This window comes from Streptomyces sp. Da 82-17 (assembly GCF_046098215.1).
GTDB lineage: Bacteria > Actinomycetota > Actinomycetes > Streptomycetales > Streptomycetaceae > Streptomyces.
The window spans coordinates 200,992-216,543 of the sequence record NZ_JBJURH010000003.1 but is presented as its reverse complement, the minus strand read 5'-3'; the positions used below and the strand labels follow the sequence as shown (position 1 = coordinate 216,543).

The window sequence follows — 15,552 nt, the reverse complement described above, 5'->3', positions numbered from 1 at the left end:
CGACCGTAATCCCCGCCACTGACAACCGGCCCCGACGGCCGAGGGAGGCGGGGGAACCGTATTCCTTTGCATAAAACTTCGAAGCTACGTATAGTCATGCCATCACCGAGGAGGATCCGATGGCAGTACGTGCGGCAGTCGCAGGAGCGAGTGGATACGCGGGCGGGGAGCTGCTGCGTCTGCTCGTCCAGCACCCGGAGGTGGAGATCGGCGCCCTCACCGGGCACTCCAACGCCGGGCAGCACCTCGGTGCGCTCCAGCCGCACCTGCTGCCGCTCGCCGACCGCGTCCTGGAGCCGACCACCGCGGAGGTGCTCTCCGGCCACGATGTCGTGTTCCTCGCCCTCCCGCACGGCCAGTCCGCCGCCGTCGCCGACCAGCTCGGCCCGGACGTCCTCGTGATCGACATGGGCGCCGACTTCCGGCTGCAGAACGCCGCCGACTGGGAGACGTTCTACGGCACCGAGCACGCCGGCACCTGGCCCTACGGACTGCCCGAACTCCCCGGCGCCCGCGACGGGTTGACCGGTACCAAGCGCATCGCCGTCCCCGGCTGCTACCCGACCGCCGTCTCCCTCGCCCTCGTCCCCGCGTACGCGGCGGGCCTGGTCGAGCCCGAGGCCGTGATCGTCGCTGCCACCGGTACTTCCGGCGCGGGCAAGGCGCTCAAGCCGCATCTGCTCGGCTCCGAGGTGATGGGCTCCATGTCGCCGTACGGCGTCGGCGGCGGGCACCGGCACACGCCCGAGATGAGCCAGAACCTCAGCGCGGCAGCGGGCCGGAAGGTCTCCGTCTCCTTCACGCCGACGCTCGCGCCGATGGCCCGCGGCATCCTCGCCACCTGCAGCGCCAAGGCCGCCCCCGGCGCGACGGCGGAAGCGGTGCGCGCCGCGTACGAGAAGGCGTACGCGGACGAGCCGTTCGTCACGCTGCTGCCCGAGGGCCAGTGGCCCGCGACCGCCTCCGTGTACGGCTCGAACGCCGTGCAGCTGCAGGTCGCGTACGACGAGAACGCCGGCCGCGTCATCGTGATCAGCGCCATCGACAACCTGACCAAGGGCACCGCGGGCGGCGCGGTGCAGAGCATGAACATCGCCCTCGGACTCGACGAGAGCACCGGACTTTCCACGATCGGAGTCGCACCGTGAGCGTCACGGCAGCAAAGGGATTCACGGCCGCGGGCATCGCCGCCGGGATCAAGGAGAACGGGAACCCCGACCTGGCCCTCGTGGTCAACAACGGGCCCCGACTGGCCGCCGCGGGCGTCTTCACCTCCAACCGCGTCAAGGCCGCCCCGGTCCTCTGGTCCGAGCAGGTCCTCAAGGGCGGCCAGGTCCAGGCCGTCGTCCTCAACTCCGGTGGCGCCAACGCCTGTACGGGCCCGAAGGGCTTCCAGGACACGCACGCCACCGCCGAGAAGGTCGCCGAGGTCCTCGACCTGAACGCGGGCGAGGTGGCCGTCGCGTCGACCGGCCTGATCGGCGTCAACCTGCCGATGGACAAGCTGCTCCCGGGCGTCGAGCAGGCCGCGGGCGCGCTGTCCGAGCACGGTGGCGAGAAGGCCGCCATCGCCATCAAGACCACCGACACCGTGCACAAGACCGCAGTCGTCACCAGCGAGGCCGGCTGGACCGTCGGCGGCATGGCGAAGGGCGCGGGCATGCTCGCCCCCGGCCTCGCCACGATGCTCGTCGTCCTCACCACCGACGCCGACGTGCCCGCCGCGGACCTGGACGCGGCCCTGCGCGCCGCCACCCGTACGACCTTCGACCGGGTGGACTCCGACGGCTGCATGTCGACCAACGACACCGTGCTGCTCCTCGCCTCCGGCGCCTCCGAAATCGCCCCGGACCAGGGCGAGTTCGCGGAGGCCGTGCGTGCCGTGTGCGCCGACCTGGCGCGGCAGCTGATCGGGGACGCCGAGGGCGCGAGCAAGGACATCCGCATCGAGGTGATCAACGCGGCGAGCGAGGACGACGCCGTCGAGGTGGGCCGCTCCATCGCCCGCAACAACCTGCTCAAGTGCGCCATCCACGGCGAGGACCCCAACTGGGGCCGGGTGCTCTCCGCCATCGGCACCACCTCCGCCGCCTTCGACCCGAACGAGCTGAACGTCGCCATCAACGGCGTCTGGGTCTGCAAGAACGGCGCCGTCGGCGAGGACCGGGACAAGGTCGACATGCGCTACCGCGAGGTCGCCATCACCGCCGACCTGGCCGCGGGCACCGCCGAGCCCGTCGTGATCTGGGCCAACGACCTGACCGCGGAGTACGTGCACGAGAACAGCGCCTACTCCTCCTGACGCCCATTCCTCCTGAACCCCCGGGGACGCAGAAGCCGATGAGCACCCGTAAACACACCGCACTGCCCAAGGCGCAGATCCTCGTCGAGGCGCTGCCCTGGCTGACCCGGCACCGCGGGAAGACCGTCGTCATCAAGTTCGGCGGGAACGCCATGGTGGACGAGGAGCTGAAGGCCGCGTTCGCACAGGACGTCGTGTTCCTGCACCACGCCGGGCTCCGGCCGGTCGTCGTGCACGGCGGCGGACCGCAGATCAGCAAGGCGCTCGACCGGCACGGCATCGTCAGCGAGTTCAAAGCCGGCCTGCGCGTCACCACCGAGGACGCGATGGACGTCGTCCGCATGGTGCTCGCCGGGCAGGTGCAGCGGGAGCTGGTCGGGCTGCTCAACCAGCACGGCCCGCTCGCCGTCGGCCTCACCGGAGAGGACGCGCACACCATCACGGCCACCAAGCACCAGCCGCGCATCGAGGGCGAGTTGGTGGACATCGGCCGGGTCGGCGAGATCACCGAGATCGACACCGGCGCCATCGAGGCGCTCCTGGAGGACGGCCGCATCCCGGTCGTCTCCTCCATCGCCCGCTCCGAGGACGACCACCATGTCTACAACGTCAATGCTGATACGGCGGCTGCGGCACTCGCTGCTGCGCTGGGCGCCGAGACCCTCATGGTCCTCACCGACGTCGAGGGCCTCTACGAGGACTGGCCGAACAGCGACGAGGTGATCAGCCGCCTCTCCGCGGCCCAACTGGAGAAGCTGCTCCCGGAGTTGAGCTCCGGGATGGTGCCGAAGATGGAGGGCTGTCTGCACGCCGTCCGCAACGGCGTGCGCACCGCCCGCGTGATCGACGGGAGGGTCCAGCACTCGATCCTCCTGGAGATCTTCACGGACGAAGGAATCGGCACGATGGTCGTGCCCGACGAGCCCGAAGGGGGAGCGCAGTGACCGCCGGCAGCAACGAGGAGTACGCCCAGCGCTGGCAGGGCGCCCTGATGGACAACTACGGCGCCCCGCGGATGCCGCTGGTCCGCGGCGAGGGCCTCAAGGTCTGGGACGCGGACGGCAGGGAGTACGTCGACTTCGTCGGCGGCATCGCCGTCAACGCCCTCGGCCACGCCCACCCGGCCGTCGTCCGCGCGGTCAGCGACCAGGTCGCGACGCTCGGCCAGATCTCCAACTTCTTCATCGCCGAGCCGACCGTCGCCCTCGCCGAGAAGCTGCTGCACCACTTCGGCCGCACCGGCCGGGTCTTCTTCTGCAACTCCGGTACGGAGGCGGTCGAGGCGGCCTTCAAGATCGGCCGGCTGACCGGGCGCACGCACATGGTCGCCACCGAGGGCGGCTTCCACGGCCGGACCATGGGCGCCCTCGCGCTCACCGGCCAGCCGAAGAAGCAGGAGCCCTTCGCCCCGCTGCCCGGCGACGTCACGCACGTCCCGTACGGCGACGTCGAGGCGCTGCGGGCGGCCGTCACCGAGGAGACCGCGCTCGTCGTGATCGAGCCGATCCAGGGCGAGAACGGCGTCGTCGTGCCCCCGGCCGGCTACCTGAAGGCGGCCCGGGAGATCACCGCCGCGACCGGCACGCTGCTCGTCCTGGACGAGGTGCAGACCGGCATCGGGCGGACCGGCCACTGGTTCGAGCACCAGGCCCACGAGGGCGTGCTGCCGGACGTCGTGACCCTCGCCAAGGGCCTCGGCGGCGGACTGCCCATCGGCGCGACCGTCGCGTTCGGCGCCGCGGCCGAGCTGCTCAAGCCCGGCCACCACGGCACGACGTTCGGCGGCAACCCGGTGGCGTGCGCGGCCGGCGTCGCCGTGCTCGACACGATCGCGGAGGACGGGCTGCTCGACAACGTCAAGCGGCAGGGGGAGCGGCTGCGGGACGGGATCGAGGGCTTCGGTCATGCACTTGTCAGCCACGTCAGGGGTGCGGGCCTGCTCCTGGGTATCGTGCTCACCGAGCCGCTCGCACCCCGGGTGCAGCAGGCCGCCCAGGACGCCGGTTACCTGGTGAACGCCCCCGCGCCCGACGTGGTCCGCCTGATGCCCGCGCTGACGATCACGGACGCCGAGACGGAGGCGTTCCTCCAGGCCCTGCCCGGCATCCTCGACGAGGCGGCAGCCGCGGCCGACGGGGACGGACGATCCGGAGAATGAGACGACGATGAGCCTGCGCGACAACGAGCCCGGTCAGGACCAGGGCGGACCCGCGGTACCGCAGACCAGGACCGCCCGGCACCGCCGGATCGTGGACATCCTCAACCGCCAACCGGTGCGCTCCCAGAGCCAGTTGGCGAAGCTGCTCGCCGACGACGGCCTGTCCGTCACCCAGGCGACGCTCTCCCGCGACCTGGACGAGCTCAACGCGGTCAAGATCCGCAACAACGACGGCGACCTGATCTACGCGGTGCCCAGCGAGGGCGGCTTCCGCACCCCGCGCGCCCCGCTCGGGGAGTCGGCGAAGGAGGAGCGGATGCGCCGCCTCTCCGGGGAGCTGCTGATCTCCGCGGAGGCCTCGGCCAACCTCGTCGTGCTCCGCACTCCGCCGGGCGCCGCGCAGTTCCTCGCCTCCGCCATCGACCAGGCCGAGCTGCACGACATCCTCGGCACCATCGCCGGTGACGACACCCTCATGCTGATCAGCCGCGAACCGGACGGCGGCCAGGCCCTCGCGGACCACCTCCTGTCCCTGGCCCAGAACGCCCGCTGAACAGCAGAATCCGTACGGACGGAGAAGGCCCCCGCAGCCGTTGCCGCGGGGGCCTTCGTCGTACGGAAGCGGGAGCGAGGGTTCACGCCCTGCGGGAGCGGCGGGCCATCCAGGCGGCGACCAGGGCGCCGGACACGTTGTGCCAGACCGAGAACACCGCGGCGGGCAGGGCCGCGAGCGGGCTGAAGTGGGCGGTGGCGAGGGAGGCGGCGAGGCCGGAGTTCTGCAGGCCCACCTCGAAGGCGAGGGCGCGGCTCGCGGGCTGCCCGAGCCGGGCGGCCTTGCCGACCAGGTATCCGAGCGTCAGGCCGAGGCCGTTGTGCAGGACGACGGCCAGGAACACCACGGCGGCGGCCGACTTGATGGCGGTGGCGCTACCTGCGACGACCACGGCGACGATCACGGAGATGGTGGCCGCGGACAGCCACGGCAGCGCGCCGAGCACCCGGTCCACGTAGCGGCCCGCGAGCAGGCGCACGGCGAGGCCCGCGAGGACCGGCAGGAGCACGGTCTTGAGGATGTCGGTGGTCATGGTGCCCGCGTCGATGGGCAGGAACGCGCCCGCGAGCAGCAGCGTGAGGGCCGGGGTGAGCAGCGGCGCGAGGAGCGTGGAGACGCTGGTGACGGAGACCGAGAGGGCCACGTCGCCGCGGGCCAGGTAGGTCACCACGTTGGAGGCGGTGCCGCCCGGCGCGCAGCCCACCAGGATGACGCCCGCGGCGAGTTGGGGCGGCAGCGACAGCGCGTGCGCGATCAGCCAGCCGAGCCCCGGCATCACCAGGTACTGGGCGCACAGCCCGAGCAGCACGACCCACGGGCGCTTGGCGACGCCCTTGAAGTCGGCCGGCGTCATCGTCAGGCCCATGCAGAACATGACGATGCCGAGGAGGTACGGCACCGACGCCTTCCAGTCCGTGAAGGCGCCGGGCAGCAGCAGGCCGAGCGCGCCCGCGACCAGGACGAGCACCGGGAAGACGGTGACGGCCCGGCGTGCCGTCCGGTCCTGTGCTGCGGTGCTGCTTGGGTTCGTCTGTTCGGTTTCCACGCGAGGATGCAACGTGCTGCCGGGCGGCCCCCGCAATCCCGTCTCGATATGTGGTCGCTACACCGGTCCCGCCGTCGGCCCGCCCTCAGACGCTCGGCGGCAACGGCAGCGGCACCCCGGGCAGCCCGTCGATGCTCTGCGCGATGTCCCGCTTGGCGAAGTACGCGCTGAGCGAGGCGTCGTCCTCCCGCGCGAACCGCCGGCCGTGCAGATCGCGGTCCTCGTCGTACGTCATGTAGGGCACCGCGTATCCGCAGCTGTCGCGGACGCGTTCGGCGGTGACGACGATGATCGCGCGCAGTCCGTGCGGGCTCGGGTCGATGTCCGGGAAACGGGCGAGGAGTTCGGGGAAGCGGGGGTCGTCACGGAAGACGGGCTCGCCGCGGCCGTGCACGCGGACGATGTTGGGGGGACCCTGGAAGGCGCACCACATCAGCGTGATGCGGCCGTTCTCCCGCAGATGCGCGACGGTCTCGGCGTTGGACCCGGCGAAGTCCAGGTAGGCGACGCGGTGTTCGTCGAGGACCACGAAGGAACCGGTGAGGCCCTTGGGGGAGAGGTTGACCGTGCCGTTCTCGTCGAGCGGGGCGGTGGCGGTGAAGAACATCTGCTGCGCCTCGATGAACTCGCGCAGCCGGCCGTCTATGCGTTCGTAGCTCTTTCCCATGCCGCGGATTATCGACCGGAAGTCCTTCGCCTGTCTAACTAGTTCGGGCTCGCGCGCCGGGTCGGCGGGGCTGGATTGACGAAACATACGGACCCCTGCATACTCATGCATACGCATCCTGCCGCAGCGCAGTAGCGTGTGCCGCCCATCACCCACCCCCGAGGAGCAGAGCAGTGAGCAGCAACAGCGGTGACGTACGGCTGTGGGGCGGTCGTTTCGCCGACGGGCCCGCCGAGGCCCTCGCGAAACTCTCCGCGTCCGTCCACTTCGACTGGCGCCTCGCCCCGTACGACATCGCGGGCTCCCGGGCGCACGCGCGCGTGCTGAACAAGGCGGGCCTGCTGACGGACGACGAGCTGCAGCGCATGCTCGCCGGCCTCGACCAGCTCGAACAGGACGTCGCGAGCGGCGAGTTCACCGGCACCATCGCCGACGAGGACGTGCACACCGCCCTGGAGCGCGGCCTCCTGGAGCGGCTCGGCCCGGACCTCGGCGGCAAGCTGCGCGCGGGCCGGTCCCGCAACGACCAGGTCGCCACGCTCTTCCGGATGTACCTGCGCGACCACGCCCGGATCATCGGCGGCCTGATCGCCGACCTCCAGGGCGCGCTCATCGGTCTGGCCGAGGCCCGCCCGGACGTCGCGATGCCCGGGCGCACGCACCTCCAGCACGCCCAGCCGGTGCTCTTCGCCCACCACGTCCTCGCGCACGTCCAGTCCCTGTCCCGGGACGCCGAGCGGCTGCGGCAGTGGGACGACCGCACGGCCGTCTCGCCCTACGGGTCGGGCGCGCTGGCCGGCTCGTCCCTCGGGCTCGACCCGGAGGCCGTCGCGCAGGACCTCGGCTTCGAGCACGGCTCGGCGGGCAACTCCATCGACGGCACGGCCTCGCGGGACTTCGTCGCCGAGTTCGCGTTCATCACCGCGATGATCGGCGTGAACCTCTCCCGGATCGCCGAGGAGATCATCGTCTGGAACACGAAGGAGTTCTCCTTCGTCACGCTGCACGACGCGTTCTCCACCGGCTCGTCGATCATGCCGCAGAAGAAGAACCCCGACATCGCCGAGCTCGCCCGCGGCAAGTCCGGCCGTCTCATCGGCAACCTGACCGGCCTGATGGCGACGTTGAAGGCGCTGCCGCTCGCGTACAACCGCGACCTCCAGGAGGACAAGGAGCCGGTCTTCGACTCCTGCGACCAGCTCGAGGTCCTGCTCCCGGCGTTCACCGGCATGATGGCCACGCTCACGGTCAACCGGGAGCGGATGGAGGAGCTCGCCCCGGCCGGCTTCTCGCTCGCCACGGACATCGCCGAGTGGCTGGTCAAGCAGGGCGTGCCGTTCCGCGTCGCGCACGAGGTCGCCGGCGAGTGCGTCAAGGTCGCCGAGGCCGAGGGCAAGGAGCTCGACCAGCTCACCGACGAGCAGTTCGCGAAGATCTCCGAACACCTCACGCCCGAGGTGCGCACGGTCCTGAACGTGCCGGGCGCGCTCGCCTCCCGCAACGGCCGCGGCGGTACGGCCCCGTCCGCCGTCGCCGTCCAGCTCGCCGAGGTCAAGGCCGACCTGGCGGTACAGGAGGCCTGGTCCACCGCCAAGAAGTAGGCGCGCCTCGGGGCGCTCGCGCGTAGGAAGGGCCCGCCGTACGACACGTACGGCGGGCCTTTCTCGTCCTTGAGAATGAGACATGAGTGTCTCAAATGGGCTATGGTCGTCCCATGGCAGTCGACCGTGAACAGGTGCTGCGGGCAGCAGCGAGCCTGCTGACCCGTAAATCCACCGCCACCATGGACGAGGTCGCCCGAGCCGCGGGCATCGGCCGTGCCACCCTGCACCGGCACTTCGCCGGGCGGGAGGCGCTGGTCAGGGCGTTGGAGCAGATGTGCCTGCAGGAGCTGGAGGCCGCCCTCGACCAGGCGTCGCTCGACGACGGACCCGCCGACGAGGCCGTGCGACGGCTCATCGGCGGCGTGGAGCCCGTGGCCCCGCTCCTGGCCTTCCTCGTCAGCGAGAACCAGCTCTTCGAAGGCGACCAGCAGAACGAGGGCTGGGCCCGGCTCGACGCCCGCGTTTCCGCCCTCTTCCGGCGCGGACAGGAGCAGGGCGTCTTCCGGATCGACCTCACCCCGGCCTGGCTCACCGAGGCCTTCTACGGGCTCGTGGGCGCGGGGGCCTGGGCCGTCCAGGACGGGCGGGTCGCGGCCAAGGAATTCCAGTACATGATCGTCGAGCTGCTGCTCGGCGGTGCTCGTCGGAGCGTGGAGAAATGACCAGCACAGCACAGCAGGTGACGCAGGAGCAGGACGCCCGGCACCCCGGCCGCTGGCTCGCGCTCGCCGTGCTCGTCCTGGCCGTCCTGCTCGTCGCGGTGGACGCGACCGTGCTCGGCCTCGCGACCCCGTTCCTCAGCGAGGACCTCAAGCCCTCCGGCACCCAGCTGCTCTGGATCGGCGACGTCTACTCCTTCGTCATCGCCGGCCTCCTCGTCTCCATGGGCAGCCTCGGCGACCGCATCGGCCGCAAGAAGCTGCTGCTCACGGGCGCGGTCGCGTTCGGCGCGGTGTCCGTGCTCAACGCGTACGCCACCACCCCCGAGACGATGATCCTGGCCCGCGCGCTGCTCGGCGTCGCGGGCGCGACGCTCATGCCGTCGACCCTCGCGCTGATCCGGAACATCTTCCACGACCCCAAGGAGCGCAGCGTCGCCATCGGCATCTGGGGCGCCGCCGCCTCGGCCGGCGCGGCGGTCGGCCCGCTGGTCGGCGGCACGCTCCTCAACCACTTCTGGTGGGGCTCGGTGTTCCTCATCAACCTGCCGGTGATGGCGGTCCTGGTCCTCGTCGGCGTCAAGCTGCTTCCGGAGTCCCGCGACCCGAGCCCCGGCCCGTGGGACCTGCTGAGCGTCGCGCTCTCGCTCGTCGGCATGATCGCGGTGGTGTACGCGGTGAAGGAGGCCGCCGTGCACGGATTCCGCTGGGACATCGCCCTCGCCGCGGTCGTCGGCGTGACGGGTCTGGTCTGGTTCGCCAGGCGGCAGTTGACCCTCCGGTCGCCGCTGCTCGACATGCGCCTCTTCCAGCACCGCGGCTTCTCCGGCGCGGTCCTCGCCGACCTGCTGACCATCCTCGGCCTGGCCGGCCTGGTGTTCTTCCTGTCGCAGTTCCTGCAACTGGTGCAGATGCGCTCGCCGTTGGGCGCCGGGCTCATCGAACTGCCCGCCGCCCTGGGCGCGGTGGGCACCGGCCTCGTCGCGGGCGCCGTCGCCCGGCGCGCCTCGGTGCGGGTCACCGTGTCCGGCGGACTCGCGGCCCTCGGCCTCGCGCTCGGCGCGTGCACGGCGCTCACCGCCGACACGTCGGTCGTGCTGATGTGCAGCGCCCTGTTCGTCGGCGGCGCCGGCGCCGGCCTCGCCTTCACCGTGACCGCCGACGTCATCCTGTCCAGCGTCCCCAAGGAGCAGGCGGGCGCGGCATCGGCGGTCTCCGAGACGGCGTACGAACTGGGCTCGGCCCTCGGCATCGCCCTGCTCGGCTCGGTCGTCACCGGCATCTACCGCGGCTTCACGGTCCCCGCGGGCGTACCGGCCGACGCGGTCGCCGCCGCGCAGGACTCGCTGGGCGGCGCGGTCGAGGCGGCGCACCGACTGCCCGCCGAACAGGGCGCCGCGCTCCTGCAGGCGGCCCAGGACTCGTTCACGGCGGGCTTCGAGACGGCGGCGGGCGTCGCGGCGGCCGTGCTGTTCGCGACTGCGGTCGCGGCGTGGTTCATGCTGAAGGGGCAGCGCCTCGGCTGAAGCACTGCCCCTTCCGGCGGGAGGCTCTCCTCCCGTGGACGCTCTTACGCGGCCTTCGCCTTCGTGGCGTACATGTCCACGTACTCCTGCCCCGACAGGGCCATGACCTCGGCCATCACGGAGTCGGTCACGGCGCGCAGCACGTACCGGTCGCGGTCCATGCCCTCGTAGCGGGAGAACTCCATCGGCTCGCCGAAGCGGACCGTGACGCGGCCCGGGCGGGGCAGGCCCGCGCCGCCCGGCTGCAGCTTGTCCGTGCCGATCATCGCGAACGGCACGACCGGGGCGCCGGTCATCAGGGTGAGGCGGGCGATGCCGGTGCGGCCGCGGTACAGGCGGCCGTCGGGGGAGCGGGTGCCCTCCGGGTAGATGCCGAAGATACGGCCCTGCTCCAGGACGCGGCGGCCGGTCATCAGGGCCGCGACACCGCCGCGGCCGCCGTCCCGGTCCACCGGGATCATGCCGACGCCCGTGAAGAACCAGGCCATCAGCCGGCCCTTGAGGCTCTTGCCCGTGACGTACTCGTCCTTGCCGATGAAGAACACCTGCCGGTCGCAGACCAGCGGCAGGATCATCGAGTCGATGAACGTCAGGTGGTTGCCCGCGAGGATCACGGGCCCGTCGCCCGGAATGTGCTCCGCGCCCTCCACCTGTGGGCGGAACATCAGGCGCATGACCGGTCCGAGCACTGCCTTGATGAACGCGAAGCGGGACAACGGTTCCTCCGGTGTCAAGGGTATGTCAAAGGATTTGTACGGGCGACTGTGCAGGTGAGGACGATACTCGCGGACACGTCCGGAATGCACATGGGGGTTAACGCACCCGACACGGAGTGTTGACCCCCGTTCGCGCTCCGTTGGCCGTTCCTTGGCGCCGAGGGCTCCCTCACGTCATCTGACGGGCCCTAACATCTGCCCGTCAGCCGACAGGTGCGTGCACACGACGAGCGCGAGGAGCGCATATGAGCCACGGCAAGCAGGACCGGCAGGACATGACGGCGGGTCAGTCGGGTACGGGCGGTCCCGGGCGGCGCTCCCTGCTCGGCGCCGCCGTCCTCGGCGCGGGCGGAGCGGCCTTCGGCCTCGGCGGGACCGCGAGAGCCGCCGAGCGTACGAGCGGGGCGACGGCGTCGACGACGGCGGCCGCCGCAGCGGGCGGGAGCGGGATCGGCTCGCTTCCCGTGCCGACCGTCGTCGCGCACCGCGGCGCCAGCGGCTACCGCCCCGAGCACACCCTCGGCTCGTACCAACTCGCCCTGGACATGGGCGCGCACGTCATCGAGCAGGACCTGGTGCCGACCAAGGACGGGCATCTCGTATGCCGTCACGAGAACGACATCACCGGCACCACCGACGTCGCCGACCACCCCGAGTTCGCCTCCCGCAAGACCACCAAGTCCGTCGACGGGGTGTCCCTGACCGGCTGGTTCACGGAGGACTTCACGCTCGCCGAGCTGCAGACGCTGCGGGCGAAGGAGCGCATCCCGAAGAACCGCGAGGAGAACACCCTCTACAACGGGCGCTGGGCGGTGCCCACGTTCGAGGAGGTGCTGCGCTGGGCCGAGTCGGAGGGCCGCAAGCGGGGCCGCCCGGTGTGGCTGCACATCGAGACCAAGCACCCCACGTACTTCCGGAAGCTCGGCCTCGGCCTGGAGGAGCCGCTCGCGAAGCTGCTCCGCAAGTACGGGCGGCACGAGAAGAACTCCCCGAACTTCGTGCAGTCCTTCGAGCCGAGCAGCATGGAGCGGATGAGCAAGCTGATCGCCGCGCCGCGTGTGGTGCTGCTCTCCAACGCGTCCAGCCGCCCCTGGGACTTCGTCGAGGCGGGCGACCCGCGCACCGTCGCCGACCTGATCAAGCCCGAGGGCCTGAAGTGGATCGCCTCGTACGCGCAGGGCATCGGGCCCACGCTCGACCTGGTCATCCCGCGCGACACGGAGGGCCGCCTCACCGAGCCGACCACGCTCGTCCGGGACGCGCACGCTGAGAACCTGGTGCTGCACCCGTACACGATGCGCAACGAGAACACCTTCCTCCCCGTCGACTACCGCAAGGGCACGGACCCCAACGCCTACGGCGACGTCTTCGGCGCCCTCAAGGCGTACTTCGCCACCGGCATCGACGGCATCTTCTCCGACAACCCGGACACGGCCCTGCTCGCGGCGGCGGACTTCGCCCGGGGGTGAGGCAGGGGGCGGGGGTGTGCGTGCCCGGCGTCGGCCGACGTCAGCTGTCCGGCGTCGACGGCGCACACCTCCGCCGTGCGCGCGGGCCACGGCTGGCAGGGGCTGAGGGTGCTTCGCCGCCCGCGTGCGGTGGAACCCGACGCCCCGTCAAGCACGTACGCCCCGGGCCCCACTGCGGGTGACTCTCGTCCGTCCCGGAAACTCCTCGCCGGGGCGGGCGCGTCACCATGCGCATGATCCGGAACGTCGCAGAACACCTGGTGACCGCCCTGCGTCCGCTCCTCCTCGCCGAAGCGGCGGCCGAGGCGTCCGGTCTCGGACTCGAACCCGGCGATCTCGAACAGGCCGTGTGGTTACGCCTGTTGGAGCATGTCGACCGCCACGGCCCGCCCGCCGACCCCGAACGATGGCTGCGCGACAACGTCCACGCGGAGGCCTGCGACGCGCACCGGACGACGGCCGTACGGGAGCGGGCGTACGCGGCCGAACCCGCCGCCCCCGCCGACAGCTGCTGCCCCGAACGCCTCCTCCTCAAGGCCGAACGCCGCCACCTCGTCCGGGACGCGGTCCGTCGCCTGCCCGGCAGCTGCGCCCGCCTGGCCGCCGCGCTGCTCTCGCCGAGGGACCTCACGTACCGGGAGATCGCCCGCGAGCTGGGCATCTCCCAGGGCAGTGTCGGCCCGGAACGCTCCCGCTGCCTCCAACACCTGCGCCGCCTCCTGAACCCGGCCGACTTCGACATCCAGGAGAGGGGGAGGGGGACGGGGTGGTGAGGGCCCGTACGCGCGCTCCGCGCCCGGGGCGGGGCGGGGCCGGGGGCCCGGCGCTCGGGCTCGCCTGCGGCTGGTGCGGCCGGTCGTGGCCGGGGCGCGCGTGTGGGCTCCGCGTGGGGGTGTTGCAGACGACACTCAATCGTCGGCCTTCCCCATGGCCGGAGGACCTGGCCGTGCCAGGCACTCAGGGGTTCGCGCCGGTGCGAACCGTCGCGTTCCCTCCGGCGCGGCGGCCGTACGCGGTCCCGCGGCGAGGTACCCAGTCGCGTGGGCTCGGGCGCCCCGGGCGGTGGTCGGTGCCCAACTCCTCGCGCCGGTACGGCACTTGATGGCCCCCGGCCCTCAGGCCCCGGGCCCGCCGCAGGTCGCCCGCCGTGCCGGAAGGGTGTGGGCTGCCGCGACTTGCCCAGGCCCGCCCGCCGACCGCCGGTCCCGCCCCCGTACGCCCCGCCAAACCTCGCGCTCGGACCGGGAAATCGTAGGGGAGTTGGGTTTCTCACAAGGTGTTTCGGGGTGCGGGCGTTCCCGTGGCCTGGGAAGGCTGCGCAGAATGCTCGCGGAGGTTGCGGCACCCGGAACGTTGGGGAAAGGTGCGAAGAGAGCAACCGGCGGACAGGTGAGCGGGAGGCGGGCGCACATGGGCATGAGCGTGACCATCTCGGCGGCGGAGACGACGGACGCCGAGCACATTCTGAAACTTCAGTACCTCTGCTACCAGAGCGAGGCAGAGCTGTACGGCGACTACTCCATCGAGCCGCTCACCCAGTCGCTCGACTCGCTGCGGGCCGAACTGGACGCGGGCTGCGTCCTCGTGGCCCGGCTCGGCACGGAGGTCGTCGCCTCGGTGCGCGGCGGTGTCGACGCCGACGGCACGGCCCGGATCGACAAGCTGATCGTGCACCCGCGCATGCAGCGCCACGGCCTCGGCGGCCGGCTGCTGCTCGCGATCGAGGAGCGCCTCGCCCTCGCCGGCGCCGTCAAGAGCTTCCAGCTGTTCACCGGCCACCGCAGCGAGAACAACCTGCAGCTCTACCGCAAGCACGGCTACGCCCCCGTCGGCACCCGGCAGGTCAACGACCGCCTCACCCTCGTGACCCTCGCCAAGGAAGCCGGCGACCCGGCGGCGTACACCACGAGCGCCTGACGCGAAAGCCGCCGAGGGATCGGCCGGATCGGTCACCCGATCGGCGCCCCTCGGCGGCTCCCGGCACGCGAACCGCTCGGCACACCCGAACCGCTCGGCTCAGACGGCCTCGGCTTCCGCCTTGCCCTCCGTACGCGAGCGGCGCAGCCAGAACAGCGCGGTCACCGGCAGCAGCACCGGGATGAAGAGATAGCCCATCCCGAAGTCCGACCACACCGTGGCGTCCGGGAAGGCCGAAGGATCCGCCAGCGTCCACGCGCCGACGACGACCACGCCCACCAGTTCCGCCGCACAGCACGCGAGCGCCGCCCGCCGGGCCGTCTCACCGCCGCGCACCAGCGTGTACGTGATGAACGCGTAGACGAGCGCCGCGAGCAGCGACAGGGAGTACGCGAGCGGGGCCCGGTCGAACTCCGTGGAGATCTGGTAGAGCGAGCGCGACAGCGCGCCGACCACCATCACCCCGTACAGCCAGACGAGCAGCAGGCCCGGGCCCTTGATCAGGCGAGTGCGTTCCGCGGCCATCGTCAGCCACCCCAGATGTCGTAGAGCCGAACCTGCAGCACCGCCAGGACCACGCCCGCCGCCGCGACCGTGACCGAACCCCAGCGGGTGCGCTCGGCGAGCGAGAGGAAACCCGCCGCCGGGACGCACGCGGCCGAGCCGAGCAGATACGCCACGAAGATCACCGTGCCCTGCTCCGGCTCCTGTCCGCGCGCCAACTGCACGACGCCCACGACGAGTTGGACCACGGCGAGCAGAGTCACCACGGCCATGCCGATGAAGTGCCAGTCCTTGGTGGGCTGGTCGCGGTAGGCCGCGAAACCGCACCACGCGGCGAGCAGCAGGGCGGCCACGGCGGTCGCGACCGTCAGGGCAGAGAGCATGCCGAGACCCTAATACGGGGCGAAATTCCCCCCGCGCCCGGCCCGGGGT

16 protein-coding genes are annotated in these 15,552 nt (G+C 71.6%); 11 read left to right on the top strand and 5 right to left on the bottom strand.

The window, feature by feature from the left end; translation table 11 throughout:
* Positions 1-119 precede the first annotated feature (119 nt).
* From argC to ACIDOF_RS06430, 5 genes are read left to right on the top strand one after another with little or no spacing between them, the layout of a single operon-like run.
* Positions 120-1,148 carry an N-acetyl-gamma-glutamyl-phosphate reductase gene (gene argC, locus ACIDOF_RS06450; protein ID WP_409004721.1) on the top strand — a complete coding sequence of 343 codons (1,029 nt, stop codon included), beginning with the start codon at positions 120-122 and terminating at the stop codon, positions 1,146-1,148.
* A complete protein-coding gene (gene argJ / locus ACIDOF_RS06445) occupies positions 1,145-2,302 on the top strand; it encodes a bifunctional glutamate N-acetyltransferase/amino-acid acetyltransferase ArgJ (protein ID WP_409004720.1) in 1,158 nt (385 codons plus the stop codon). The genes argC and argJ overlap by 4 nt, the downstream gene beginning before the upstream one ends.
* A 38-nt stretch (positions 2,303-2,340) precedes the next feature.
* Complete coding sequence (argB, locus tag ACIDOF_RS06440) at positions 2,341-3,246, top strand: acetylglutamate kinase (protein WP_409004719.1); 906 nt, start codon at positions 2,341-2,343, stop codon at positions 3,244-3,246.
* Positions 3,243-4,460 carry an acetylornithine transaminase gene (locus tag ACIDOF_RS06435; protein WP_409004718.1) on the top strand — a complete coding sequence of 406 codons (1,218 nt, stop codon included), beginning with the start codon at positions 3,243-3,245 and terminating at the stop codon, positions 4,458-4,460. Before argB ends, ACIDOF_RS06435 begins: the two co-directional genes overlap by 4 nt.
* 7 nt (positions 4,461-4,467) lie before the next feature.
* Complete coding sequence (locus ACIDOF_RS06430) at positions 4,468-5,013, top strand: arginine repressor (RefSeq protein ID WP_409004717.1); 546 nt, start codon at positions 4,468-4,470, stop codon at positions 5,011-5,013.
* An 82-nt stretch (positions 5,014-5,095) separates the two neighbouring features.
* Here the strand turns inward: ACIDOF_RS06430 and ACIDOF_RS06425 are convergent, their stop codons facing one another.
* Together ACIDOF_RS06425 and ACIDOF_RS06420 are read right to left on the bottom strand one after the other, a co-directional pair.
* Positions 5,096-6,058: a bile acid:sodium symporter family protein gene (locus ACIDOF_RS06425; RefSeq protein WP_409004716.1), complete on the bottom strand. Its 963-nt coding sequence runs from the start codon at positions 6,056-6,058 to the stop codon at positions 5,096-5,098.
* 85 nt (positions 6,059-6,143) lie between these two features.
* Positions 6,144-6,725, bottom strand: a complete 582-nt coding sequence (locus tag ACIDOF_RS06420; protein ID WP_409004923.1) for a pyridoxamine 5'-phosphate oxidase family protein — start codon at positions 6,723-6,725, stop codon at positions 6,144-6,146.
* 173 nt (positions 6,726-6,898) lie between these two features.
* On the opposite strand from ACIDOF_RS06420, the gene argH reads away from it, so the two are divergent.
* From argH to ACIDOF_RS06405, 3 genes are all read left to right on the top strand, one after another.
* Positions 6,899-8,326, top strand: a complete 1,428-nt coding sequence (argH, locus tag ACIDOF_RS06415; RefSeq protein ID WP_409004715.1) for an argininosuccinate lyase — start codon at positions 6,899-6,901, stop codon at positions 8,324-8,326.
* 113 nt (positions 8,327-8,439) lie between these two features.
* Positions 8,440-8,991: a TetR/AcrR family transcriptional regulator gene (locus tag ACIDOF_RS06410; protein ID WP_409004714.1), complete on the top strand. Its 552-nt coding sequence runs from the start codon at positions 8,440-8,442 to the stop codon at positions 8,989-8,991.
* Positions 8,988-10,514 carry an MFS transporter gene (locus ACIDOF_RS06405; RefSeq protein WP_409004713.1) on the top strand — a complete coding sequence of 509 codons (1,527 nt, stop codon included), beginning with the start codon at positions 8,988-8,990 and terminating at the stop codon, positions 10,512-10,514. Before ACIDOF_RS06410 ends, ACIDOF_RS06405 begins: the two co-directional genes overlap by 4 nt.
* A gap of 44 nt (positions 10,515-10,558) precedes the next feature.
* On the opposite strand, the gene ACIDOF_RS06400 is transcribed toward ACIDOF_RS06405, so the two are convergent.
* On the bottom strand, positions 10,559-11,230 hold the full coding sequence (locus ACIDOF_RS06400; protein ID WP_409004712.1) for a lysophospholipid acyltransferase family protein: 672 nt from the start codon (positions 11,228-11,230) through the stop codon (positions 10,559-10,561).
* Between the two features lie 275 nt (positions 11,231-11,505).
* On the opposite strand from ACIDOF_RS06400, the gene ACIDOF_RS06395 reads away from it, so the two are divergent.
* The 3 genes from ACIDOF_RS06395 to ACIDOF_RS06385 all read left to right on the top strand — a co-directional run bounded on the left by ACIDOF_RS06395 (position 11,506) and on the right by ACIDOF_RS06385 (position 14,616).
* Positions 11,506-12,699 carry a glycerophosphodiester phosphodiesterase gene (locus ACIDOF_RS06395; RefSeq protein ID WP_409004922.1) on the top strand — a complete coding sequence of 398 codons (1,194 nt, stop codon included), beginning with the start codon at positions 11,506-11,508 and terminating at the stop codon, positions 12,697-12,699.
* Positions 12,700-12,932: 233 nt separating this feature from the next.
* On the top strand, positions 12,933-13,472 hold the full coding sequence (locus tag ACIDOF_RS06390; protein WP_409004711.1) for a sigma-70 family RNA polymerase sigma factor: 540 nt from the start codon (positions 12,933-12,935) through the stop codon (positions 13,470-13,472).
* 637 nt (positions 13,473-14,109) lie between these two features.
* A complete protein-coding gene (locus ACIDOF_RS06385; RefSeq protein ID WP_409004710.1) occupies positions 14,110-14,616 on the top strand; it encodes a GNAT family N-acetyltransferase in 507 nt (168 codons plus the stop codon).
* A 99-nt stretch (positions 14,617-14,715) separates the two neighbouring features.
* Here ACIDOF_RS06385 and ACIDOF_RS06380 read toward each other — a convergent pair whose 3' ends face one another.
* Entirely contained in the window at positions 14,716-15,141 is a 426-nt protein-coding gene (locus tag ACIDOF_RS06380; protein WP_409004709.1) for a hypothetical protein, read from the bottom strand.
* 2 nt (positions 15,142-15,143) lie between these two features.
* Positions 15,144-15,503, bottom strand: coding sequence for a hypothetical protein (locus ACIDOF_RS06375; RefSeq protein WP_409004708.1), 360 nt, complete (start codon positions 15,501-15,503; stop codon positions 15,144-15,146).
* Positions 15,504-15,552 lie beyond the last annotated feature (49 nt).

What these genes read in the sequence shown, in the direction of transcription:
- ACIDOF_RS06420 (WP_409004923.1), bottom strand. Translation starts at nt 6,725, where the DNA reads ATGGGAAAGAGCTACGAACGCATAGACGGCCGGCTGCGCGAGTTCATC.
- ACIDOF_RS06395 (WP_409004922.1), top strand. Translation starts at nt 11,506, where the DNA reads ATGACGGCGGGTCAGTCGGGTACGGGCGGTCCCGGGCGGCGCTCCCTG.
- ACIDOF_RS06385 (WP_409004710.1), top strand. Translation starts at nt 14,110, where the DNA reads ATGGGCATGAGCGTGACCATCTCGGCGGCGGAGACGACGGACGCCGAG.
- argC (WP_409004721.1), top strand. Translation starts at nt 120, where the DNA reads ATGGCAGTACGTGCGGCAGTCGCAGGAGCGAGTGGATACGCGGGCGGG.
- ACIDOF_RS06375 (WP_409004708.1), bottom strand. Translation starts at nt 15,503, where the DNA reads ATGCTCTCTGCCCTGACGGTCGCGACCGCCGTGGCCGCCCTGCTGCTC.
- ACIDOF_RS06405 (WP_409004713.1), top strand. Translation starts at nt 8,988, where the DNA reads ATGACCAGCACAGCACAGCAGGTGACGCAGGAGCAGGACGCCCGGCAC.
- ACIDOF_RS06430 (WP_409004717.1), top strand. Translation starts at nt 4,468, where the DNA reads ATGAGCCTGCGCGACAACGAGCCCGGTCAGGACCAGGGCGGACCCGCG.
- ACIDOF_RS06390 (WP_409004711.1), top strand. Translation starts at nt 12,933, where the DNA reads ATGATCCGGAACGTCGCAGAACACCTGGTGACCGCCCTGCGTCCGCTC.
- argB (WP_409004719.1), top strand. Translation starts at nt 2,341, where the DNA reads ATGAGCACCCGTAAACACACCGCACTGCCCAAGGCGCAGATCCTCGTC.
- ACIDOF_RS06410 (WP_409004714.1), top strand. Translation starts at nt 8,440, where the DNA reads ATGGCAGTCGACCGTGAACAGGTGCTGCGGGCAGCAGCGAGCCTGCTG.
- ACIDOF_RS06380 (WP_409004709.1), bottom strand. Translation starts at nt 15,141, where the DNA reads ATGGCCGCGGAACGCACTCGCCTGATCAAGGGCCCGGGCCTGCTGCTC.